The organism is uncultured Rothia sp. (genome assembly GCF_963507905.1).
In the GTDB taxonomy this organism is placed as follows: domain Bacteria; phylum Actinomycetota; class Actinomycetes; order Actinomycetales; family Micrococcaceae; genus Rothia.
This window is the reverse complement of sequence record NZ_CAUOUU010000002.1, coordinates 230,324-254,327: the sequence shown is the minus strand read 5'-3', so window position 1 is coordinate 254,327 and position 24,004 is coordinate 230,324. Positions and strand designations below refer to the sequence as shown.

At 59.0% G+C, this 24,004-nt stretch carries 19 protein-coding genes; 3 read left to right on the top strand and 16 right to left on the bottom strand.

Features of this window, described 5'->3' with window-relative positions:
• The 12 genes from secD to RQ593_RS02390 form a co-directional block, all read right to left on the bottom strand.
• The gene (secD, locus tag RQ593_RS02445) at nucleotides 1–1,692 is read right to left on the bottom strand and encodes a protein translocase subunit SecD (RefSeq protein WP_311449721.1); all 1,692 of its coding nucleotides are present in this window, start codon (nucleotides 1,690–1,692) and stop codon (nucleotides 1–3) included.
• Between the two features lie 98 nt (nucleotides 1,693–1,790).
• A complete protein-coding gene (gene yajC, locus RQ593_RS02440) occupies nucleotides 1,791–2,150 on the bottom strand; it encodes a preprotein translocase subunit YajC (protein ID WP_294630923.1) in 360 nt (119 codons plus the stop codon).
• 341 nt (nucleotides 2,151–2,491) lie between these two features.
• Nucleotides 2,492–3,478, bottom strand: coding sequence for a Holliday junction branch migration DNA helicase RuvB (gene ruvB / locus RQ593_RS02435; protein ID WP_172855776.1), 987 nt, complete (start codon nucleotides 3,476–3,478; stop codon nucleotides 2,492–2,494).
• A 171-nt stretch (nucleotides 3,479–3,649) separates the two neighbouring features.
• Nucleotides 3,650–4,270 carry a Holliday junction branch migration protein RuvA gene (gene ruvA, locus RQ593_RS02430; RefSeq protein WP_294641869.1) on the bottom strand — a complete coding sequence of 207 codons (621 nt, stop codon included), beginning with the start codon at nucleotides 4,268–4,270 and terminating at the stop codon, nucleotides 3,650–3,652.
• Nucleotides 4,271–4,485: 215 nt separating this feature from the next.
• The gene (gene ruvC / locus RQ593_RS02425) at nucleotides 4,486–5,142 is read right to left on the bottom strand and encodes a crossover junction endodeoxyribonuclease RuvC (protein WP_311449770.1); all 657 of its coding nucleotides are present in this window, start codon (nucleotides 5,140–5,142) and stop codon (nucleotides 4,486–4,488) included.
• Nucleotides 5,143–5,445: 303 nt separating this feature from the next.
• Nucleotides 5,446–6,204, bottom strand: a complete 759-nt coding sequence (locus RQ593_RS02420) for a YebC/PmpR family DNA-binding transcriptional regulator (protein ID WP_049345517.1) — start codon at nucleotides 6,202–6,204, stop codon at nucleotides 5,446–5,448.
• 133 nt (nucleotides 6,205–6,337) lie between these two features.
• A complete protein-coding gene (locus tag RQ593_RS02415) occupies nucleotides 6,338–7,105 on the bottom strand; it encodes a glutamine amidotransferase (protein ID WP_311449720.1) in 768 nt (255 codons plus the stop codon).
• On the bottom strand, nucleotides 7,105–8,388 hold the full coding sequence (locus RQ593_RS02410; protein WP_311449719.1) for a MurT ligase domain-containing protein: 1,284 nt from the start codon (nucleotides 8,386–8,388) through the stop codon (nucleotides 7,105–7,107). The genes RQ593_RS02415 and RQ593_RS02410 overlap by 1 nt, the downstream gene beginning before the upstream one ends.
• 138 nt (nucleotides 8,389–8,526) lie before the next feature.
• Complete coding sequence (locus RQ593_RS02405; protein WP_311449718.1) at nucleotides 8,527–9,777, bottom strand: hypothetical protein; 1,251 nt, start codon at nucleotides 9,775–9,777, stop codon at nucleotides 8,527–8,529.
• A 520-nt stretch (nucleotides 9,778–10,297) separates the two neighbouring features.
• Nucleotides 10,298–10,873, bottom strand: a complete 576-nt coding sequence (locus RQ593_RS02400; RefSeq protein WP_311449717.1) for an HIT domain-containing protein — start codon at nucleotides 10,871–10,873, stop codon at nucleotides 10,298–10,300.
• 87 nt (nucleotides 10,874–10,960) lie between these two features.
• Nucleotides 10,961–11,608 carry an aspartate ammonia-lyase gene (locus RQ593_RS02395; RefSeq protein ID WP_070687707.1) on the bottom strand — a complete coding sequence of 216 codons (648 nt, stop codon included), beginning with the start codon at nucleotides 11,606–11,608 and terminating at the stop codon, nucleotides 10,961–10,963.
• Between the two features lie 494 nt (nucleotides 11,609–12,102).
• Nucleotides 12,103–13,818, bottom strand: coding sequence for an ion channel (locus RQ593_RS02390; RefSeq protein WP_311449716.1), 1,716 nt, complete (start codon nucleotides 13,816–13,818; stop codon nucleotides 12,103–12,105).
• A gap of 131 nt (nucleotides 13,819–13,949) precedes the next feature.
• On the opposite strand from RQ593_RS02390, the gene RQ593_RS02385 reads away from it, so the two are divergent.
• The 3 genes from RQ593_RS02385 (at nucleotide 13,950) to RQ593_RS02375 (ending at nucleotide 19,257) form a co-directional block, all read left to right on the top strand.
• Nucleotides 13,950–14,858, top strand: a complete 909-nt coding sequence (locus tag RQ593_RS02385) for a hypothetical protein (protein WP_311449715.1) — start codon at nucleotides 13,950–13,952, stop codon at nucleotides 14,856–14,858.
• Between the two features lie 156 nt (nucleotides 14,859–15,014).
• Complete coding sequence (locus RQ593_RS02380) at nucleotides 15,015–16,007, top strand: restriction endonuclease (protein WP_303936849.1); 993 nt, start codon at nucleotides 15,015–15,017, stop codon at nucleotides 16,005–16,007.
• Between the two features lie 340 nt (nucleotides 16,008–16,347).
• The gene (locus RQ593_RS02375) at nucleotides 16,348–19,257 is read left to right on the top strand and encodes an FAD-binding and (Fe-S)-binding domain-containing protein (protein ID WP_311449714.1); all 2,910 of its coding nucleotides are present in this window, start codon (nucleotides 16,348–16,350) and stop codon (nucleotides 19,255–19,257) included.
• 78 nt (nucleotides 19,258–19,335) lie between these two features.
• Here the strand turns inward: RQ593_RS02375 and RQ593_RS02370 are convergent, their stop codons facing one another.
• From RQ593_RS02370 to RQ593_RS02355, 4 genes are all read right to left on the bottom strand, one after another.
• Complete coding sequence (locus RQ593_RS02370) at nucleotides 19,336–20,010, bottom strand: hypothetical protein (RefSeq protein ID WP_070593368.1); 675 nt, start codon at nucleotides 20,008–20,010, stop codon at nucleotides 19,336–19,338.
• A gap of 55 nt (nucleotides 20,011–20,065) precedes the next feature.
• On the bottom strand, nucleotides 20,066–20,347 hold the full coding sequence (locus tag RQ593_RS02365; protein WP_311449713.1) for an aminotransferase: 282 nt from the start codon (nucleotides 20,345–20,347) through the stop codon (nucleotides 20,066–20,068).
• A gap of 1,028 nt (nucleotides 20,348–21,375) precedes the next feature.
• A complete protein-coding gene (gene thrS / locus RQ593_RS02360) occupies nucleotides 21,376–23,409 on the bottom strand; it encodes a threonine--tRNA ligase (RefSeq protein WP_311449712.1) in 2,034 nt (677 codons plus the stop codon).
• Between the two features lie 131 nt (nucleotides 23,410–23,540).
• On the bottom strand, nucleotides 23,541–23,996 hold the full coding sequence (locus tag RQ593_RS02355; RefSeq protein WP_311449711.1) for a metalloregulator ArsR/SmtB family transcription factor: 456 nt from the start codon (nucleotides 23,994–23,996) through the stop codon (nucleotides 23,541–23,543).
• Nucleotides 23,997–24,004 lie beyond the last annotated feature (8 nt).

The window sequence follows — 24,004 nt, the reverse complement described above, 5'->3', positions numbered from 1 at the left end:
TTAGCTCTCCTTCTTCTCATCAGAAGCAGACTCGTCAGCCTCAGCGGCGGCACGCTCTGCACGGCGACGCTCAGCAATGCTCAGCTGCTTCTCCTCCGGGGTGCGGAGGCGACCGGCACCACGGTACAGCGGCGTAGCCCCCAGCGACTCAGGCGACAGGCCCGAGTGGCGGTGACCCTCACCGAAGTAGCGGGTATTCGCCAGCAGGGTCAGCATCGGGTGGGTGAACAGGTACACGACCACAAGGTCAGCAATCGCAGTCAAACCAAGGGTGAACGCGAAGCCCTTCACCGAACCGACCGACACAACGTACAGCACCACAGCAGCCAGCAGGTTCACAGCCTTCGACGCCAAGATAGTGCGGGATGCACGCTGCCAACCGTGGTTCACCGCCGACGGGATCGTGCGGCCCGCACGGATCTCGTCACGGATACGCTCAAAGTAGACGATGAACGAGTCAGCCGTAGCACCAATCGCCACAATCAGACCCGCCACACCAGCCAGGGACAGGCGGTAGTTCAACGCCCAACCCAGCAGCGCAATCGCCTCATACGAAATAATGCCAGCCACAATCAGCGACGCAATCGTCACAAAGCCCAGCAGACGGTACTGGAACAGCGAGTACACGAACACCAGCAGCAGACCAATCAGGCCGGTCAGCAGACCCACACGCAGCTGCTCCGAACCCAGGGTCGCAGAAATCTGCTGCTCCGACTGGATCGTGAAGCTAATCGGCAGGGCACCGTACTTGAGCTGATCGGCGAGAGCCTTCGCTTCCTGCTCGGTGAAGTTACCGGTAATCTGCGGCTTACCATCAGAAATCACAGCCTGCGACACCGGGGAGGACAGCACCTTGCCGTCCAGCAGAATCGCGAAGCGAGCGCGCGGATCATGTGCGTTCTGCGCACGAATCGCGTTCAGGCGAGAAGTAATGTTCTGGAACTTCTCACGAGCCTCATCGTTGAACTGAATGTTCACAGCCCAACGGCCCGTAGTCACGCCCTGGCCGCTGGTCTCCTGGGTGTGGCTTGCGGTAGAAATATCGCTACCGCTCAGCTCCACAGGACCCAGAATGTACTTCTCCTGACCGTCAGTGGAACACGCCACCATCGGCTTAGTCGGGTCCGCACTATCGGCATCCTCATTGCGTGCCGCGGTGCAGTCCTTCGCCTCATACTGCTTGTACAGGTCCGCAGTAATCCAGTTACGGTCCGAACCGTCAGTCGGCTCCGCGGACGGCTTGGGCAGCTTATCGTCCGCAGTGCGGGCATCCTCAGCCACCGCAGTACCGGCACCGGCTACAAGAACCGGGCGGAACGTCATATTTGCAGACGCCTGAATCAGCTGACGAGTCTCAGCGCTAATCGTTCCGGGAACCGAAACAACCACATTATTACCCGAACCGAAAGAGGTCGTAACCTCCGCCTCCGAAACGCCAGCACCATCAACGCGCTGACGAATAATCTCAACCGCCTGGTTCAACTGCTCCTGGGAGACGTTCTCATCCGAAGAGCCGTTAACCTTCGGAGAAAGAATCATCTGAGTACCACCCGAAAGGTCCAGGGCGAGCTTCGGCGCCCACGAACCTCCCGAATAGGTGCTGCCGAAAATACCGGCAGCCATAACAACCATGAGCAGGACCATCGAGAGGAGCGCCCCTCGCGCGGCTGCAAGCGGTGAACGCTTAGCCATAATGTTCCTTCTTCGTGTGAATAGTATTGAGTGTTCTACAGATTCCGTAACGCGAAAACCCGACGCCGCTCATGGGCGCCGGGCTCATACGCTCTGAATTACTTAGCAGTATCAGAAGAGGTATCGGAAGCGGGAGCTTCGGATGCGGTAGCCTCGTACACGTCCTCGGTCAGGGGCGCTGCGGGGGCCTCCTCCTCAACAAGGTTCAGGATCGCATTCATGGACGCAGTAATCACAACGCCCTCTGCAATCTGAAGCTGCAGCTTGTTGTTCTCAAGGTCAGTGCTGACAACGGTGCCGTAAACGCCGGAAGCAGTCATCACCTGATCACCAGGGACGAGCGCACGTCGCATTGCCTGCAGCTCCTCCATCTGCTTACGCTGACGCTTCTGCGCAGAGAACATCATCCATGCCAGCAGCGCCATCATGGCGATCATAATCAGGAGGTTAAAATCCATGGTCTCACTTTCACATCCGCACCCGTGCCGCTCACCGCGAGGGTTGAGCGTACCAGAAGGTGTGGAATCGTAGATACAGTACGTATCCATCCTACGCGAGAGCGTGAGCTTTAGTGCCCCGAACCAGCATTTTTGTGAGGTTAACCTGAGTTTTGGACTCTCTCGGCGTAATTTTATGTCGCCGATAAAGCCTGGCAGAGCCCGGCAGAACCCGATGGAGTCTGTAGAGAAGCTACCGGAGGTACAGAGAAGCCCGCGGGAGGTTGCTACCTCCCACGGGCTACTACTGTGTCATCAACTGCTGTGTTATCAGCTGGTGCAGGTCTAGAGCTGAATCGGGCCTAGAGTTGAATCTCGGGCGCTTCTAAGCCGAGGTGCTCCCACGCCGCGGGCAGAGCCACACGACCGCGCGGGGTGCGACCAATCAGACCCTCACGCACCAGGTACGGCTCGGCAACCGTCTCCACGGTCTCCGTCTCTTCACCCACCGCAATGGCGAGGGTAGACAGACCCACCGGGCCGCCGCCGAACTTGTGAATCAGCGCCTCCAGCACGGCACGGTCCAGGCGGTCCAGGCCGCGCGAATCCACCTCGTACATGTCCAGCGCGGTTGCGGCGTCGGTCGCATTAATGCGATCCACGCCGTTGACCAGCGCCCAGTCACGCACACGGCGCAGCAGACGGTTTGCAATACGCGGCGTGCCGCGGGAACGACCGGCAATCTCGGTAAAGCCCTCGGAGGTAATCTGCATGTCCATCAGACCCGCGCTACGGCGAAGCACCAGCTCAAGCTCCTCCACCGAGTAGAACTCCAGGTGACCGGTAAAACCGAAGCGGTCACGCAGAGGCCCGGGCAGCAGACCCGCACGGGTCGTCGCACCCACCAGGGTGAACTGCGGCAGCTCCAACGGAATGGAGGTCGCACCCGCGCCCTTACCGACCACAATGTCCACACGGAAATCTTCCATCGCCATGTAGAGCATTTCCTCAGCCGGGCGGCTCATACGGTGAATCTCATCCAGGAACAACACCTCACCGGGGGTCAGCGAAGACAGAATCGCCGCCAAATCACCCGAATGCTGAATCGCCGGACCGGAGGTGATGCGCAACGGCGCCTCCATCTCTGCCGCAATAATCATTGCGAGAGTGGTCTTACCCAGACCGGGAGGGCCCGACAGTAGCACATGATCGGCGCTACGGCCACGCATCTTCGAAGCCTCCAGCACCAGGGACAGCTGCTGACGCACACGGCGCTGACCCACAAAGTCATCCAGGGACTTAGGGCGCAGTGCCGCCTCAATCATCTTCTCTTCAGGCTCTTCTTCCATCGCCACGAGGCGCTGGGCGGGAGCTGAAGACGCCTGAGTGCCGGGCACCTGACCGGGAAAATACCCGCCGGAAACCAGGGACGCCGCGGGCTGCGGCTCATAGGGATTCTGGCTCATAGAATTCTTCTTTCACAAAAGTTTGAGTGGGATACGTCGAACAGGGCGCGCCGATTAGTGGCGACCCACCGTGTTCTGAGTACCCAAGGATGCGAGCACACCGCGCAGAGCCACACCCACCGGCTCAGTCTCTGCGGCAGGGTTGTGCTGCACGTAAGCGTCAATAGCGGCGGAAGCGTCCTTCTCACTCCAGCCCAGGGAGGTGAGAGCATCAAGCACCTGCGGCTTCCAGACGATGCCCTGGCTCAGCGGCAGCTCATCGGTCTGGCCATCGCTGAGAATCAGCTTGCCGGCAAGCTCCAGCACAATACGGCGGGCACCCTTCGGACCAATACCGGGAACCTTCGTGAACGCCTTATCGTCACCGGTCGCCACGGCACGCTCCACCTCAGAAGCGGTGTGAACACTCAGCACCGCCAGAGCAATACGCGGACCAATACCGGAAACCGAAAGCATCATATCGAACACTTCACGCTCGGCAGGCTCCGAAAAACCGTAGAGAGTCATCGACTCTTCACGCACAATCATGGTGGTCAGCACGGTAGCTTCCTCACCAGTGCGCAGCTTGGAGAGAGTACGCGCAGTAGCGTACACGAGCATGCCGAAACCGTTCACGTTAATCACCGCATGATCAAGGCCCACCTGAGCCACACGACCGGTCAGGGATGCAATCATTTCTCTCCACCTTTCAACACCGCGCCCCCGGTTTGAGGCTCGCGGCAGTGTGAGGGCACCGGGCACTCCGGCACCCACAGAACGCACTCCCCCAGTTCGACGGGGAGACACTACAAGTATATTAGAATATTTCTTCTGAAATCAAGCATATATTCGAACTTCTTAGCGAATACATGCGAACCAGCAGGAGGGCGCAAAGGCCCACAAAGGCGCCTCTAGCGGCGAGCGCGCGCCTCCGCCTCCATCCAGGCACGCTGCGCCGGAGTCAACGACCCACCGCGGCGAGCCTGTGCCGGGCGTGAACCCTGGTGAGTCTGCGTCTGCGCCGCCATGTTAATACCAGAACCAATACCGCCACCACGCCAGCCGTGACAGATCGCAATCGCCAGGGCATCGGCAGCATCGGCGGGTTTTGGCATGGAATCCAGCCCCAGAATGCGGGTCACCATGCGACCCACCGACGCTTTATCGGCGCGGCCGCTACCGGTCACCGCCGCCTTCACCTCCGAGGGGGTATGGAAGAACACCGGCACGCCGCGCATTGCCGCCGCAGAAATCACTGCACCCGAAGCGTGCGCCGTACCAATCACCGTGTTCACCTGCTCCTGTGCGAAGATACGCTCAATCGCCAGGGCATCCGGCTTGTAGGTGTCGAGCCAGTGGGAGGCGGCGTTGAAAATCCAGAGAATACGCTGGTCCAGGGACTCCGCCGGGATCGTGCCGGCAACACCCACGTTCACGAAGTGCGCCTTACGGTCGGCGGTCATATCGAGCATGGAGAAGCCACAGCGGGTCAGACCGGGGTCAACACCCATGATGCGGGTTGCCCCCGGCACACGCTCCACAGCGGTGGCGGCGCGGTTCTCACGCATGCTATCGCGTGCGGCAGGTTGAGCAGCGGCCATCATCTCCCCTTTCGACAAACTCCCTAGAGAATCTCTAGATTCTAGCCCTTCAGAATCCTAGCACCCGGCACCGGGGCACGCCACGAGATTAGTCACCGCGAGAACGGCCATCATAAGCGCGGTCACCGCGTAAACAGTCACCGTGCGCCCCGCGAAAAGTACCCAGCGCATCCCCAAAACGCTAAGAAGCCACTCCCCCAACCAGCCACCCTACGGCGGCTCGGTTAAAGGAGCGGCTTCTTCAAGCATCAGATATCAGAATCCGAGTGATTACTCAGCTTCCAGCTCTGCCATAACCTCGGCAGAAACGTTAGCGTTCGAGTAGACGTTCTGAACGTCGTCGAGCTCTTCAATAGCGTCTGCCAGCTTCATGAACTTCTTAGCACCCTCGGCGTCCAGGTCAACCTGCATGGTCGGGCGGAAGACCGGGTCGTCGTTGTTGTACTCCAGGCCAGCCTCGTCCAGTGCCTTACGGATCTCGGGCAGGTCGGTCGCTGCGGAAACAACGGTGAACACGTCGCCCTCGTCCAGAACCTCTTCGGCACCTGCATCCAGAACAGCCATCAGAACGTCATCCTCGGTCAGACCGTCAGTCTTGGTGACCTCAGCAACGCCCTTACGCTCGAACAGGAACGCAACCGAACCCTGGTCAGCCATGGTACCGCCGTTACGGGTCACAGCCAGGCGAACCTCAGACGCTGCGCGGTTACGGTTATCGGTCAGACACTCAATGTACAGAGCGGTACCCTGCGGGCCGCGTGCTTCATACATGATTTCGGTGTAGTCAATGGTCTCACCGGTCAGGCCAGCGCCACGCTTGATTGCTCGGTCAATGTTGTCGTTAGGAACGGAGTTCTTCTTCGCCTTCGACACAGCCAGGTCAAGAGCGGGGTTACCAGCAATATCAGCGCCGCCCATACGTGCTGCAACTTCAATTGCCTTAATGAACTTCGCGAAAGCCTTCGCGCGCTTAGCGTCGATAGCAGCCTTCTTGTGCTTAGTAGTCGCCCATTTAGAGTGACCGGACATTCGTATCTCCCTTAGTCAAAACCTCTGTGCGGACACGGCGAAACGTCCCACGCACCGTACTGTACTCACATAACTATACCGTAGCGGAGGCGCACACCACCTCAGAAAGTGCACGCCACCACCCGGAAGGATGCTAGCGGGGGCGAGACGCAGCCGAAGCGCGTGCCTTCTCCACCAGCGAGTCGTCAATAGTGTTCGGCGTGAACTCGCCAAACTTACGCTTAGCCGCCTGCTCAATCAGGTAATCCGAAATCTTCGGGTTCTTCGGCAGCAGCGAACCGTGCAGGTAGGTGCCAATCACGTTGTGCACGCGCGCACCCTCATACGAGTCGGTCACGTTGTTGCCCTCGCCCTTGGTGACGGTAGCCAGCGGGGTGCATCCGGCGCCCAGGTAAGTCAGACCCGAGTGGTTCTCAAAACCAATCACAGTGCCGAACTCCTCAGACTCCTCAACAATGTTGCCAATCAGGCGGTCATCGCCGCCAACCGTGTGCGCATCAAAAATGCCGATACCCTTCAGCACCTCACCCTCACGGGTGCGGAATTCCTTACCGAACAGCTGGTACAGACCACAAATAACGAGCATCGGCACGCCAGCCTCAGCCAGCGAGCGCAGCGTGTCACCGTTCGCGTGCAGGTCATCCTGAATCACGGACTGACCGGAATCCTGACCGCCGCCACCCAGAATAATGTCAACATCTTCCGGGAAAGGCTGACCGGGGTTGTGGTCCAGAATCTGCACGTCAAAGCCGTGCGCCTGCGCGCGACGAGCCAACGCCAGAGTGTTACCCCAGTCGCCGTAAATGTTCATGTCGAGCGGGTACAGCTGCAGAATACGCAGAGTCTTACCGTTATTGGGGCCGGAGGCGGGGGTGCCCTCAAAAGTGTGAGTTGCCGTCATTAGGAAACCCTCTCAACGTCAGTAATCTTTGCGAGCTCTTCACGCAGAGCCAGCATTGCGGTGTAGGTGCAGAAAATACGCATGGGCGCGTTACCGCTGGAGGCAATGAAGCCCTTGAGCGCGTTGGCGAGGTTCTCGTTGACCTCGTCAACCTTCACGCCGTCATGCTCCAGGCGCAGCGCCATATCCCAGGCGCGCACACCCGAGACCATCTGCACGCCGGTCTTCTTCAAGCTGTCGAAGTCAACATCCCACAGCCAGGACACGTCACGACCGTCAGCGTACTGGTCGTTAATCGTAATCATGGTGGCGTAGTCGTCAGCGTTCGCACTCGCCAGGGACAGACGGAAACCGCTCGGGTTCTTCACCAGCAGCAGCTGCAGCGGGCGGCCGTTCACGTTCAGGGTCTCACCGCGACCGAAGGCGGGGGTAATCTTCGCCAGCTCCGCAATGAGCTTATCTTCGTTGAGCTTCTCGCCCATGACGGCGCGGGTCAGCGCCATAGCGCCAGCCGCGTTGAAGATGTTGTAAATGCCGTAAAGGTTAATCTCGCCGACTCGCTCCACACCCGCCAGATCGAAGGTTGCGGAGGTGCCGGAGAACGCGGTCAGGGTGACGTCTGCATCGGGCAGGGTTGCCTTCGCGACGGTGCCGCCGCGCATCTCATCATCCGAGGGGAAGTACGAGCGCAGGGACTCATCCAGGCCGTAGTACTTGACGGTCACGCCCGGCTGCACGTTCTCAGCGAGGGAGCGGATGCGCGGATCCTCACGGTTAAGCACCACGGTGCCGGTCGTTGCGGAGGCGACGGTCGCCAGCATGCGGCGGGTCGTGTCAATCTCACCGAAGCGGTCCAGCTGGTCACGCAGAACGTTCAGCAGCAGAGCGTAATCGGGCTTGACGGCCTTGACGAAGTGCACGGCGTGCGCCTCGTCCAGCTCAAGCACGGCAATATCAGCGTCAAGCTTGCCGCCGAGAGTCATCTCGCCCAGCAGTGCCGCGGCAACACCGCGCACAAAGTTCGAACCGGTGCGGTTAGTGAAAACCTTCAGACCCTGAGCTTCAAGCAGCTGCACAGCCATCTTCGTGGTGGTGGTCTTACCGTTCGTACCGGAGACAACAACCACGCCGTAGGGCAGCTTCGCGAGCTCTTCAGCGACGAAGTCGGGGTGCAATTTTTCCATGACAAGGCCGGGGAAGGCGGAGCCGCCGCCGCGAAGCTTAGTCGCGGCGCGTACACCCTGGCCGAGAAGACGAATGAGGGGTTTGGACATGCTTACCATTTTAGTACACGCACGCCAACGGCTGAATGGTCCGCCGGGACTCGTTCGCTACAGCCGGACGGGGCGGGGTTACTGAGGTTTTGGAATGGTGGCTCCGGCTAAAGCGGCGTGCCGGGGGTATTAGAGCAGCGAGCCCACTTAGAACAGAGAACCCTGCACCCTCATCCGCGTGAACTCCTGCGCCGGCTCCACCAGCACATTCCGCCACGCGGCAGTATTCACCAGGAACGCCGCGTCAGCATCGCCGGTGTGGGCGCTCAAAAACTGACCCGCCGCACCCGTGCAGAAGAAGCCAGCCGCCCCGCTCTCGGTGCCAGAATCACCCAGACCAGAATCGCAGGGTGCCAGAGGCTCGGGCGATTGCGCCCGCAGAGCCGCATACGGGCGGTTCATGGCAAGCGACGGAATCCACGGCTCATCCAGGGCGGTGAGCGGCACCTCCGGCTCGGTGCGTGCCAGTTCGGCGAGCGCTTCGCGGGCGCGGGCAACCGCCTCCCGATGGGCAGAGCGAAGCTGCGCGCCGGGCAGCGGGTTCGTCCAGGCGCGGTACTTGCTCGCCACCTGCTTGACCTGCGGAATCTTCGCGAGGGCGGTCACGGCATCTTCGGCGCGGCGAATGGCCAGGCCGTCGGGTGCGAGCGCAATGTAGGTGGCGGTGGCGACCGCCTGCTCATCCAGGCGGCGCGGGGTCGAATGTAGGGAGCTCGTACCGACCTTGTGCGTGCCGTCCGGGAACGTCGCGATGTAGAGGCGGTGCTCCAGCATGGCGTAGGCGCGCATGGATTCGGTGAGCGTTCCGGGGTACAGGTGCGCGCTGTGCAGGGCGGTGAATTCGTCGCGGGCGGCGCAACGCGGGCACTGTTGGCCACGGGTGATGCGGGTGCCCTCGGGGCAGGGTACGCGGCGGATTCCGGCGGAGGTAACTCCGGATTTGGGTGCGGATTCGGAGGCGGCATCACCGCTTACGCCGGTGGTGTAGCCGGCGCAGTAGCGGTAGAGTTCACCCTCGCTATCGCGCGGAATACGCAACCCCAGGTAGGCGCCGGGAGTCAACGGAATCTGGATGCGCACCCCGCTCGGAACGCCAAGCTGCGCGGGCTCGGGTGCGCCCTCCCCCGCCGCTTGAGATGCCCGGTGATGAGCTCCTTCAGCGGCCCCGCCAATGGCTCCACCGGGCACGACCGGTTCCACCTCAATGAGCGGGCGGCGATTGGACCAGCGGATCTGCCTCCAGATGAGCAGCCGCGGCGTGCCTGCAGAATCACCGGCGGTGACGGCACCGGCATCATTACCGGCGGCGGGCACAGTAGCCGCAGCAGGCGCAGTAGCTGCAGCAGGCGCGGCAGTGAACTCGTCGAAAGCAGTCTCAAGCAGGTTGGGGTAGTCCATAGCATTCCACTCTAGCGGGTCTGGCGCATCTAGTGCTGGCACATCTAACGGCTCTGGCGGGTTCACGGCGCGGCAGGCGGGACTGCCCCAGACGCTCCGCTCATTCCCAGCGCACATCTTCGGGGCGCATCCTCGGGGCGCAAAAGAGGCCAGCAGCCTTCACTCTGATCCGCACCCCTCGCAGTGTTGCCGCGCGTTCACGCACGGCGGGGTGGGTTCTCAGTTGAGGCGCTGACCTCTGTGGTTGATGCAGGGTGCTTCCCCTGCCAAGCCCGAAAGCGATCGGTGACCGCTATTTTTCGGTGAGCTGTGCGGTGTTCATGGAAGCTGGAAGCTTCCCCGCAGCGTCGCTGCATTTAAAACTTTGCCATATCCAATGGACATAACATCATTCAAATACGCATCGACTGCCTAATCTACGCATTTATGAAGCAAATTTTTTCTGCACTGATTTGCAAATTGAAGCAATTAGTGCAGATTCGCAAACTCACCAAGCCTCTCAACCGGTACACCGGGCCATCTAGCCGAGGCGAGCAAACCCCTCCGCAATAGCCACGCGCATATCATCCAGCGTGCGGGACATTGTCTTGGTGTGAGCGATAATCGGCAGGAAATTTGTATCCCCACTCCAGCGCGGCAGAATGTGCTGATGCAGGTGATCAGCAATGCCCGCTCCGCCCACCTTGCCCTGATTAATGCCAATGTTGAAGCCGTCATTATGCGACACCTCACGCAGAACCTTCATGGCAAGCTGAGTCAGCTGCGCAATCTCCATGGTTTCTGCCTCGGTCGCATCATCGTAAAACGGGATGTGGCGATACGGGCAGACCAGCAGGTGCCCGGGGTTGTACGGGTAGAGGTTGAGAATCACGAAGGCATGCTCGCCGCGGTGCACAATCAGCGACTCTTCGTCACTGCGGCTGGGCGCGGTGCAGAAGGGGCAGGTCTTCTCGGTGTAGTCCTTCTGGCCGCCGCTCACGTAGGCGGTGCGGTGAGGGGTCCACAGGCGCTGGAACTGGTCCGGTGCGCCGGGCAGCTCGAAGGAATCCTGCACCGAGGCTGCGGTGCCATGTTCGGGGGTCATGTTCTCGCTCATAGTCCCATTCTATAACCCACACGCGGCAACAGGAACGCCCCGTCCGTCATGCGTGCCAGATATGAGATAACTCCCCCGGCAGCGCGCTTAGCTGTGCTGCTTTTCCAGGTGAATGATGCGGGTGGCACCCTCAAAGGTCATGGGGAAGCTCAGCACGCCGTCCTCCATGACGAATTCCTTGGTTTCCTTATCGGAGGCGTACGGTGCGTGGCTCAGCTTCGCGTGGTCCACGTGCGAAATGTAGCTGAAGTTGCCGGTCTTCGCCTCGAAAGTGCCAGCCCAGAAGGGGGTTGCCAGCTCTTCGTGGTTCAGGTGGTAGGTGACCTCGATAATGCCGTCGTGAATGACTGCGTCCATGTAGTTCTCAAGGTTGGTAGAGTCCTGCTGAACCCAGGTGCCGTCCATGATTTTCTGCGAGCGCGCAACGGCTGCCGAGGAAGGCATGGGCGCCGCGGTGTATGCGGCAGGCTCCTGGTTGCTCGTGTTGTCCGGCGCGGGGGTCTCAGTAGGCTGGGTCGCAGTCGGGTGAATCGACGGGTCATGCGAGACATTAACCGCCGCCTTAATTCCGGTGCTGTCGTCGCCGGGGGCGGGAACGGCACTAGGCTCGACGGTTTCAAAAGCTGCGGGGTCAACAACCGCACTTGCGGAGGCGTTATTCGGTGCGGGTGCGCACGCGGTGAGGGAGAGCGCGCCGAGTAGAGCGAGCGCGCCCAGAGTGGACTTAGGTACCACGAACGTGTCCTAACAGAGTTATGTGTTTGAGTGAGTTTGTGAGTTGAGTGGTGCCTCCCCGTGAGTGAGGTGGGGATACGACGACACCCCGTAGCGCATTGAGGCTACAGGGCGTTCGATAACCGGCACGGTAGATAGTTTATAGGCTCTGGCTAGGAGTTTCACCAGTGGCGGCCATTTTTAAAAGATAGTTTGGTCACATTAGATCTTAAGTTGAGGGGTTTTTCGCGCACACGAGCCCCAATTTGCACTCTCCACGGGCTAATTTTGCCTCGACAAGGCGAAATATCCCGCACGGTGGCGTGGGTGGCAATTTTCTTGCCTTCGTCTTGCCTTCGCGTGGGCTCGGCACCCAAACCCACCGCTTCAATAAGTATGCGGTGTGGGTTTGAGCGCCAAGCCTCAACTGAACTGTTATATCTGCGCTGCTATCTGCGCTACCGCAACCGAGCCGCTACAGCCCGGTTACTGTCCGCAGGGTATTTGCGAGCGGACTACTGCTTGCGGGAACGTAGCGAGAACTTCTCACGAATAATCGTGAACGTCTGGCGGGTCTCCTCCAGCAGGGCGACCGGCTCCTGCTCGCGCACCGCAACCTCATGAGATGCCGAGGAGTCGGCAGGTTCACCAGCCCGCGCGGCGCCGGGCGCGGTGTTCGGGGTAGCCTCCGCAGAAGCTGCCGCAGCAGCACCCGGAGCGCCAGGAGTACCAGGGGCAGTAAAGCCCGCGGCGGCGCTGAAACCGGCGCGGCGTGCCGCCTCCGCATCCGAAGGAACCGGGTGCACACCGTCTTCATCCACGACCTCACGCAACGTGTAGTCGCGGGCTTCACGGCGCGCATACTCACGAGCCAGCAGGGCACGCAACTCAGAAATCTCCTGGCGAAGATCGTCCACGTCAGCCTTGGTTGCGGGGTACTCCTGCTCCTCCCTGCCACCAAACTTTTCGATAATCCAGCTCGCGAGCGCACCGGTAGCAACCGCGACCAAGCCCCCGCCGTACAGCATGACGATCACGGCGATGACCCTGCCGATACCGGTGACCGGGTAAACGTCTCCGTAGCCGACCGTGGCGAGGGTCGTGAACATCCACCAGTAGGCGGTGGGCAGGTCACGAATCATCGCGCCCGGCTCGGAGGACTCCACCGAATAGATCGACAGGGCAAACATGAAGATGAAGATCGCGGTGTAGCCGAAGAGCTTCATCCCCAGTTCGGAGAGCCTCTTGTATTGGCGGTTGGCGGTCATATAAATCATGGAGAGGAAGCTGACAATACGCCACGCGGGCAGCAGCACAATCGCCAGGTTCATCAGGTTATGCGTGATGAAGTAGAGTCGCCGCGGCGCCAGGTACAGGCGCACGCAGTAGTCGGCGGCGAAGAGGCCCCACAGAATCATCTGAATGATGTTGAGGTACCCGTCGTACGGCTCCTGAATACGCGTGCTCATGATGGGCGCGGCGAACGCAAGCAGGTACAGCACGGACGCCACGAACATGGGCGTGGAAGTGCGGTCTTCCCACGCGGCCAGGTTCTTCTCGCCGCGGTACTTGCTGAGCGTGCGGAAGAGGCGGGTTCGCGGAGTGCGACGCGGCGGGTCCGTGACGGTGCGGGTGACCGTGCGAATGGTCGTGGTGTGCGTTTCGGGTTCGCCCGCATCGATTATCTCGGCGGCATCATCGGGGTTGCCCTGAGTGCCTGCTTTCGGGGAGCCCGTATTCGGAGTGCCAGCTTTCTGGTCGCCCTTGCCGCGCGGGTGATGCGTGGTGCGGGTGATGCGGCGTTCCTCGCGATGCGTGCCGTCCGGCGCGTCAGTGGTGGCGTATTCTTCGACAACTTCTTCGTAGTCATCGTCGGGGTCCAGGTCAGTGGAGTAGACGGCGTGGGCGCTGTCCAGGCGGGCGCTATCAATCTGCACGGCATCAACCTGTACTGCCTCCATGCCGGGGGCGGTAGCCTCTGCGGGGCTACTTGCTGCAGCACTAGTTTTGGCGGCACTGGATTCTGCCGGTGCCGACTGGGTATAACCAGCCTTCGTGGTATTCTCAGCGGCGGCTTCAGATGCGGTAGTTTCAGATGCAACAGTTTCAGGGCGCGCAGACGCACCCACCGGGCTGTTCCCCGGAATATTGCCCGAGGTATTCCCCGAGGTATTGGGTGCTGTGCCGTTCTTTACCGTGTTGTCTGTCTGGTTCTGTTCTGCCTTATCCATAGTGTGAATGATACTCCACGCCGTTGCGTTTGCGTTTCTATTTCATTGCACTGAGCGCACCCAACCTGGCAAAATGCGTGTTGTACCTATCAAAGCAACCTTATGTTGCTACCCCGCACATCGGAGTGCCCATGACTCACCAGCACACCACCTCCTCTGCTTCTCGCCCCGTCTTCTTCCGCCAGCTGGGCGCGAACCTCTGCCTGTCCGGTGCGCTTGCCGCCGCCCTGGGTGGGTGCGCCACTCTGAATTCCTCCCCTTCTGCTTCTGCGGTGGCTTCGTCTGCGCCGACTGCGGCGAGCCACGCGACGGCACCGGTGCTTCAGGATTCTGAGGGTTTCCGCCTGTTTATGGGTCGCGGCACCGTTGAGGAGGCGGTTTTTGAGGGCCCGGCGGCGCCCGCCTCCTATTCGTATGTGGAGTTTGAGCGTCGCGGCGAGCCGGAGGGCACAATGAAGGTTTCCGTCTCTGACGGTTCGGGCACTCAGGTTGAGGTGGTTGCTGGCGGTTCGGGTGAGGGTGCGGGCGTGTGGGTTCGTAATACGGCGAGCGCGTCTGCGCCGAGTCCTTCTAGTTCCGGCTCTTCTGGTTCCGCTAAGTCTGCTGGTGCGGTGGGTGCGCCGTATAGTTCGGCGCGTGTGACGGCGTCGACGTCGCAGTTGGCTGATGATGCTGAGTGGATGGTGTCGGTTCGTGCGGCGGGTGTTGATTCTTCGGGCGGGTTTGAGGCGCCTGATGGTGTGCCGTTGACGAGTCAGGGCGCTGAGGTTGGTGAGATTCAGATGCAGGGCAGCCGCGGTTTTGTGCACGATACGGTATCTGGTGGCGGTTCGGTTGCGGTGGAGAACCGTTCGGGTGCGAAGATGACGGTGTATTGTGCGGGTGTGGATCGTAAGGAGCGCAGTGTGCCTGCGGGTGGGCGTGTGTTTGTGGAGGATTTGGGGGTGCGTGCTTCGGCGGGTTCTCCCCTGTTTTGTGGTGTGGTGACTTCTGATAGTACTGCGAGCTGGAATGTTACGGCCCTCGGCGGGCGTGCCTAAGAGCAGCCGCGGCGCCGCTCGACGTAGCATCACTCGACGCAGCGCTAATAAAGCCTATACAAGGGAAAACGGGCACATCTGGCAACGATTATCTTTTGTATTAGAGGTATATTAGGAACGGACTACCCGCCGTTATTAATCAATGGAGATACATCAATGACCGCCCAGTCACCTGACACGACTCAGGTTGAACTTCCCAAGTTTTACGAGTTCATTCCCTGCATTCTGAACTATCTATCTGACGGCAACCCCCGCACCAACAAAGAGATTTATAGCGCTGTAGCAGAGCGCTACCCGCTTTCTGACGAGCAGCTGCGACCCAACCTGCCGAACGGTAAGCGTCCCGTCTATGTGGACCGCATTAGTTGGGGCTTGACCTACCTCAAGATGTTCGGTGCGGTTGATTCTCCGCGCCGCGGTCAGCAGGTCATTTCTGACGAAGGATTGAAGCTGATCGAAGCTCATCCTGAGGGCATCCCTGATGATGTCGTCGCATATATCGTTCGTACCGCCCGCACGCGTGAGCGTTCCCAGTCTGATAGTTCCGAGCAGGACCCGCAGGAAACCCCGAAGACCACTACCAAGACCGTTACCGTCACGACTGCACCCTCTGAGGTGTCCGATAGCACCCCGCAGGAACTCATTGACGAAAGCATCACGCAGATTGAGTCCGCACTGACGCACGACATCTTGGAGCGTGTGCGCGCCATGTCCCCCACCGCTTTTGAGCATCTGGTGGTGGACGTTCTATTGGCGATGGGCTACGGTGGTCCGGCAGGACGCGGTACCGTCACTCAGGCGTCCAATGACGGCGGCGTGGACGGAATCATTGACCAGGACGCTTTGGGTCTTTCGAAGATTTATGTCCAGGCTAAGCGTTACGCCAAGGACAATGTGGTGGGTCGCCCCGACCTTCAGAACTTTGTGGGTGCGATGCACGGCAAGGCGACTCAGGGCGTGTTTATCACGTCGAGTTCCTTTACATCTGGTGCACGCACCTATGCGGAGAATCTTGGTAGCGGAGTTTCCCTAGTCCTTATTGATGGCGGGCACCTGGCGCGCCTCATGATTAAGTACGGTGTTGGTGTGCAGGTGGCACGCACGTACACCATCATGAAGCTTGATGAGGACTTCTTCGACGAAGCCTAAACGTTACACAAGCGTGGGGTGGAAAGCATGTAGCTTTCTGCCCCACGCTTTCTTTTGGGTTAGCCGCCTTTTGGGTTAGCCGCTGGAATGTTACAACCCTCGGCAGCCGCGCCTAAGAGCAACCGCGGCGTTCAGAGTGTGGTGGGTGCGCCTCCGCAGGCCCGGGCGTATTCCCCCGGAAAGCCAGCAAATACGCGGCAAACCACCGCATCAGCACGGTGTATAACCCACCCCCTTTATGGTGACAAGTAGTCGCCAAGCTTAGCCATAGCTAAGCGGAAAAGACGGTGTTCAAGAGCACATACTGAAAGGTAAGACAGTCTCACTAAGGAGATTCATCATGACCACCGTTGTGTCAAACACTTCCAAAGCACTCAAGTCCCCCTACGAGGACACCCTCAAGCGTCTACTCTCCGATGCGCGCGCAGAAGCCGTCGAATCCAGCGTCTCCGAACTCGAGCGCCTGGCAATCTCCCACGACGCATCCCACTACCTGCTCGTGCCCGCCGGCCTGGTCCGCCCCGACTCCGCCGAAGACGTCGCCAACATCTTCCGCGCAGCCGGCGACCTCGGTCTGCCGCTGACCTTCCGCTCCGGCGGCACCTCCCTCTCCGGCCAGTCCAGCGGCGACGGCCTCATGGTCGACACCCGCCGCCACTTCAAGAAAATTGAGGTCCTTGAAGACGGCAAGAAGGTGCGCGTGCAGCCCGGCGCGACCATCATGATGGTCAACAACTACCTGGCACCCTACGGCTACAAGCTCGGCCCCGACCCGGCATCTTGGTCCGCCTGCACCATCGGTGGCGTGGTTGCGAACAACTCCTCCGGCATGTCGTCGGGCACCAAGTACAACACCTACAACACCCTGGACTCCATGGTGTTCGTGCTGCCCAGCGGCACCATCATTGACACCGCCGAGCCCGACGCTGACCAGAAGCTGCGCTCCCTCGAACCCGAAATCCACGAGGGCCTGTTGCGCCTGCGCAAGCGCGTACTCGAGAACCCCGAGTCCATGGCGAAGATTCGCCAGCAGTACTCCATGAAGAACACCATGGGTTACGGCCTGAACTCCCTGGTCGACTTCGAGACCCCCGTGGACATTCTGCAGCACCTGCTGATTGGTTCGGAAGGTACCCTCGGCTTCGTCGCTTCGGCAACCTACCGCACTCTGCCGATTCTGAAGAACACCTCGACCGGTCTGCTCGTGTTCGACAACCTCATTGATGCGGCACGTTCCGTGCCCGAACTGGTCGCTAACAAGCTGGCAACCGTCGAGCTGATGGACGCCACCAGTATTCGTGTGGCTCAGCGTACCGGCCAGGCTTCGGAGGCGCTCGCCGCCATCGACGTGAAGGACCACGCCGCTCTGCTGGTTGAGTTCCAGGGCAACTCCGAGCAGGAGCTGAGCGACCTGGCTGCCGCTGCGGCACCCATGTTTAAGAGCCTGCCGGTGGCTTCGCCGGTGTCGATGACCAGCAAGCTGTCTGAGCGTAACGCTCTGTGGGCGGCACGCCGCGGCCTGTACACCACCGTTGCGGGTAACCGCCGCTCCGGCACTAACGCACTGCTGGAAGACGTGGTCGTTCCTGTCGAGGTTCTGGGCAACACCTGTAGCGACCTGACCAAGCTGTTCGACGCACACGGCTACCAGGACTCCGTGATTTTCGGTCACGCGAAGGACGGTAACATCCACTTCATGCTGAACGAGCAGTTCCGCGACCCGAAGCAGCTGGACCGCTACCGCGACTTCACCGAAGAAATGGTTCAGCTGATCCTTTCCGCTGACGGCTCGCTGAAGGCTGAGCACGGTACCGGCCGTATCATGGCGCCGTTCGTGAGCCGCCAGTTCGGTGAGGAACTCTTCGACGTGATGCGCCAGATTAAGCGCCTCATTGACCCGAAGGGCTTCATGAACCCGGGCGTGCTGCTCGCCGAGCCGGGCACCGACTACGTGACCGATCTGAAGGTCGCCGAAACCGTTGAGGAAGAAGTCGACCGTTGTGTGGAGTGCGGCTACTGTGAGCCGGTCTGCCCCTCCCGTAACCTGACTTTGACCCCCCGTAAGCGTATTGTGCTGCGCCGTGAGATTGCTGCCGCTGAGGCGAACGGCGACCACGAGCTCGCTGAGCGTCTGCGCAAGGAGTACGAGTACTACGGCATTGAGACCTGTGCAGTGGACGGCATGTGCCAGACCCGCTGCCCCGTGAACATCAACACCGGTGACCTGATTCGCCGCCTGCGTTCTGAGAACCAGGACAAGCTGGCCGCTACCGGCTGGAAGGTCGCCGCACAGCAGTGGGGCATCATGGATAAGGTTGCCGGTAAGGCCCTGACTGTGGCTAAGAAGCTGCCGTTCCCCGTGGTGCACGGTACCACCAACATTGCCCGCAAGGTCATGGGCGACGACATGGTTCCTTCCTACAAGAAGGACCTGCCGGTTGGTGGCCCGGCGCGTAAGCCGCACAAGGACGCAACCGCTGAGATTGTGTTCTTCCCCGCCTGCGTGAACTCCATGTTCGGCGGCGTGGACGGCGACGGTAAGCACGACCCGGTCAACGCAACCCAGGCGTTCATCCGCCTGTGCGAGCGTACCGGCGTGAAGTACCGCATCCCCGACAATATTGGTGAGATGTGCTGCTCCACCCCGTGGAAGTCGAAGGGCTTCACCGACGGCTACTCGATCATGAGCGACCGTGTGTTGAAGTCCCTGTGGGAGGCTACTGACGGTGGCCGCCTGCCGGTCGTGTGTGACGCTTCGTCCTGTACTGAGGGCCTTGAGGTGATGCGCGAAAAGGTCATTAAGGCGCTTGAGCACAAGATCGTGAACGGCCTGAAGCCGGGCGAGCCGGACTACTCGCGTCTGCGCATGTACGACGCGGTGCAGTTCGCCGCCGATAACATGCTGGACAAGCTGACCGTGTCTGCTCCCCTGCCGTCGGTTGCACTGCACCCGACCTGCTCCATGACTCACCTGGGCACTCAGCCTGCGTTTGAGAAGATTGCGAACGCGATGAGTGACGATGTGTACGTGCCGAAGCACTGGGGTTGCTGTGGTTACGCGGGTGACCGCGGTATGCTGCACCCGGAGCTGACTGCGAGCGCTACGGAGGCGGAGGCTGCGGAGCTGAGCGAGCAGAAGCAGTTCGCCGCATACATTTCGGCTAACCGCACCTGTGAGCAGGGCATGACGGAGGCGACCGGCCACAGCTACCAGAACGTGCTGCAGCTGCTGGAACGCACCACCCGCTAAAAGGTTGAGCGCATAGCGGTATAAAGAAGGGACCCGGCGGGCTATCTGATGGATAGCCTGCCGGGTCCGTTTTACTTGTCAATTACTTTGTGTTCCTACAAATCCAAATAAAATAAGAATCAAAACGACAGGAGCAAAAATAATTGCAAGCAAGAAAGAAAGAAGAACATCTCCAATAATAATCACAAACAACATAAATTTATTATTACTAGAAATGATGCCATCATGTCTATTTTTTAATACAAAAAGATCAAAAATACCAATAATTGCAAGACAAATTGGGGCATTATAAAAAATAAAGAACGACGAATGAAAATCACCAATCCTACCGTAATCTATAAGTGAGGATATGGAAAATACAAGCACAAATATAGACTCGGGAGGGTCACTAACGATTCTCCAAATATCATAATCCTCAATTCGACGCCTCAGGCCATTTAGGTAGTAGCTACTTGAAGAAGCTGCGAGGATAGACAGCAGGAAAAATACCCATGCTTCTTCACCGTTTTTAATGCGAGAGATAAAACTATTAATAGGGTCAACCATTTGCCCTAATCCAGCATAATTAAAACCTTCAAGGATAATCCTCAGAGCAAGACCATCTTCAACGCCCTTCACCCAACCATCAGGGAAAAAGCTAATAATTATTGCAATTGCATAAACCGAGACAAGAATCTTTGGAAGCCCTTTCAACAACGTCTTAGCTAGAGAATAATCCTTAAGCTTCCCCAAAGTCTCATTTATAACAAACACTACCTACTGCACCTCATCTAGTAAATACAATTAGATTCTTAAATAAAACATTAATTTAATATATTGATATCATGTCGTCACTACCCATAAGGCGGGCGGAAAGCTTCCCGTCAGCCTCAGTCACAATAATGACCGGCTTACCGTCCGCAACCTTGCGTGCACGGTCGAGTACGTCAGCCTCATCTTCGCCGGGAGCAACGGGGATGACGTGGCATTCTCCTCCGGCGCGTTGAGCCGCTAGGGTTACGAGTGCGCGGTGTTCTGGATTGCGGCGGGCAGACAGTTTGAAGCGTCCCGCGATGCGAGCTCGTTCTTTCATCACTTCGATGCTTGCCATTCTTCAATCCTTTCAAATGCGCCTTCTACGATAAAGGCTGTTGCTTCTTCGTATGCGGCGTTGCTTTCCATAATACTATTCAGGGGTCGGTTCTCTTTGACTATGTAATAGCGAAGGCACAGGTATACCCGCGCAAGCACCGTGCTTGACCGCCACCGTCGCGCAAAAAGATTGGGAACAACTAGGTGCGAGTACAGGATTTCAAACGAACCCTAGTGCGCTACCGTAGACACACCATATGGCACAGACACACAAAAGAGAGGTAGGGCTGACAATAGCCCTACCTCTAAGATGTTTTAAGATAGCACGGTTGACTAGTCATGATTCCTGAATGCAAAGAAGTACATGGTAGCCGATGCCAAACCCATACCTAAGGAAATCATAAGAACGTTTGGTGAACAAAGATTTCCCATTCCCTGAATCACTGTCAAGAACAGACAGGAAAGAGAAAATACGAGGATAAAAGCACCTATGCTCTGAAAAATAATACTTTTCATAATATACCTCCTTGGTTGCTTATAATTCACCTCGGCAGCTCCATGCAGCTACTCCCAGCTGAGCGGCCAAACTGGGAAGACCCCCAGCCCCCTTTTCTCAGTTGCAGTACCTATTTTCGATTATTAAATAGTCCAATAATCAATACCGCTATTGAGATGCCGTAGAGAATTCCAATCACTAGGTCGCTGACATTTGACACTACATTCAAGATAATTGCCAGAATCAAGAACAGCATCCCAACAGGAACATACTTATTCGACTTCATACGCTCGTGCCCCCTCAATAATCAACAGCGATACATCATTTTCAGGACCATCCAGCAACCCATTTTCTGAATGACTATGGACGTTCGCCTCATTACCACGCTAGCACTCTGGAGCTAAAAACTAGCCCGCGACACAGCATTCTGCGCCCAACCGACCCTCCCCCGCCTTCGCCTCCTCAAGGCATACAAAAACCGCCCCCTCCGCAGCTTGTCGCCGCAAAGGGGGTGGTTTTCTATATAGCTAGGTTAGAAGCCTAAACCCTTATTACTCAGCAGCCTCCGTGCTGGGCTTGGGGTCTTCGTTCACGCGGTTGCGGATGTGCTCCACAATACGTGCCACAGCCTCATCCACGGGCACACCATTCTCCTGCTTGTTGCCGCGGAAACGGAACGAAACAGCGCCGTGCTCCGCATCCTCACCGCCAGCAATCAGAATGAACGGAACCTTCTCAGTAGACGCAGTACGAATCTTCTTCGTGAAGCGATCCGAACCGTAATCCACCTCAACACGCACGCCGTGCGCACGCAGCTTATCCGCGATCTCGGTCATGTAGTCGTTGAACGCCTCAGCCACCGGCACACCAATGACCTGGACCGGCGACAGCCACGCCGGGAACGCGCCCGCATAGTGCTCAGTCAGCACACCCAAGAAGCGCTCAATCGAGCCGAACTTCGCCGAGTGAATCATGACCGGCTCCTGCACGGTACCGTCCGCAGCCTGGTACTCCAGACCGAAACGGCTCGGCTGGTTGAAATCGTACTGAACGGTCGACATCTGCCAGGTACGGCCAATCGCGTCCTTCGCCTGAACCGAAATCTTCGGGCCGTAGAACGCAGCACCACCGGGATCCGGGACGAGCTCCAGGCCGGTCTCCTTCGCAACCTGCTCCAGAACCGCAGTAGCCTCTTCCCACTGCTCATCAGTACCGATGAACTTGTCCTTCTTATCGCCCTCGGTGTCGCGGGTGGACAGCTCAAGGTAGAAGTCAGTCATGCCGAAGTCCTCAAGCAGGCTCAGCATGAACTTCAGCAGGTGACGCACCTCGTCCGGTGCCTGCTCCTTCGTCACATACGAGTGGGAGTCGTCCTGGCTAATCATGCGCACACGGGTCAGACCCTGCAGCACGCCGGACTTCTCGTCACGGTACACGGTGCCGAACTCGAAGAAACGCAGCGGCAGCTCACGGTACGAACGGCCACGAGAACGGTAAATCTCGTTGTGCATCGGGCAGTTCATAGCCTTCAGACGGTAGTTACCGTTATCCAGCTCCATGGAGGGGAACATGCCGTCCGCATAGTACGGAAGGTGACCGGAAGTGTAGAACAGGTCTTCCTTCGAAATGTGCGGGGTGCTGACGTACTGGAATCCCTCCTGAATGTGGCGGGTACGCACGTAGTCTTCCATCTCGCGCTTAATCACGCCACCCTTAGGGTGAATCACCGGCAGGCCGGGGCCAATGTTCTTCGGGAAGGAGAACAGGTCCAGTTCACGGCCCAGGCGGCGGTGGTCACGGCGCTCCGCCTCAGCGATGCGCTCCTTGTACGCAATCAGCTCGTCCTTAGTCGGCCACGCGGTACCGTAAATACGCTGCAGCATGGGGTTCTTCTCAGAACCGCGCCAGTACGCGCCACCGGCACGCATCAGGGCGTAACCGTTAGCAATCAGCTTGGTGTTCGGCAGGTGCGGGCCGCGGCAGAGGTCCTTCCAGACGGTCTCGCCGGTCTTCGGGTTCACATTGTCGTAGATGGTGATTTCACCCTCGCCGACCTCCACGGATGCGCCCTCGGCAGCATCCGCACCAGAACCGGGGCCCTGGCTCAGGGAGAGCAGCTCCAGCTTGTACGGCTCATTCGCCATCTCGGCGACAGCCTGGTCGTGGGTGACCACGCGGCGGCGGAACAGCTGACCGGACTTGATGATCTTAATCATCGACTTCTCGATCTTCTTCAGATCTTCCGGAGTGAACGGCTCAGCCACATCAAAGTCAAAGTAGAAGCCGTCAGTAATGTACGGGCCAATGCCCAGCTTGGCGTCCTTACGGTACTCCTGCACCGCCTGCGCCATCACGTGCGCAGCGGAGTGGCGCAGAACGTTCAGGCCGTCCGGTTCGTGAATGAAAACCGGCTCAACGGAGTCGCCAGCAGACAGCTCGTGGGAGAGATCAACGAGCACGCCGTTCACGCGTGCCACAACGATCTTCGGGTCGTCAGCGAACAGCTCAGCGGCAGTCTTCGCGGTGACCTCGCGCTCCTCACCAGAAACGCTAATAACAATTGCTGAAGAATCAGCGGCAGACATAAGTCTCCTTAACTCAGGCGCGCGCGTGCCACTGGGGCGCCGCGGGTGCGCATACTATTCCGCACTGTACTGGTGCACGGACACACACCATCTTACAACGGCTCCCAGCCAACGCTCAGCTTGAGGGCAGACTAGTCCGCATGATGCTCACGCGTATGCTCATACACGTCAAGCACAATGTGGCTAATATGGTCGTCCTTCAGACGGTAAATGGTGGTGCGGCCCTGCTGCTCACGATCAATCACGTGCGCCTCACGCAGGATGCGCAGGTGGTGCGATGCGAGCGGCTGCGAAATACCCAGGCAGGTGTGCAGTTCGCTCACACTGTGCGGGCGGTGCATCAGGTGGTGCGCAAGCGCCAGGCGCAACGGGTTAGCGAGCGCCGAGAAAATCGCGACGGATCCGCCGAACTGTTCCTCCCAGTCTTTGGGGCTGTTGCCTTCGATGCGGGGTGCGTTGGTGGGCGCCTCGTGGGCGTGCGCTGAGGCATGCTCTGCAGAGTGCTCGGCTACGTGCTTTGCTACCTGTTCGGTAGCGTAGTTAGCGTGGGTGGTTTCGGTCTGGTCTGTGTGCTGGCTCTGAGTCATAGTATTTT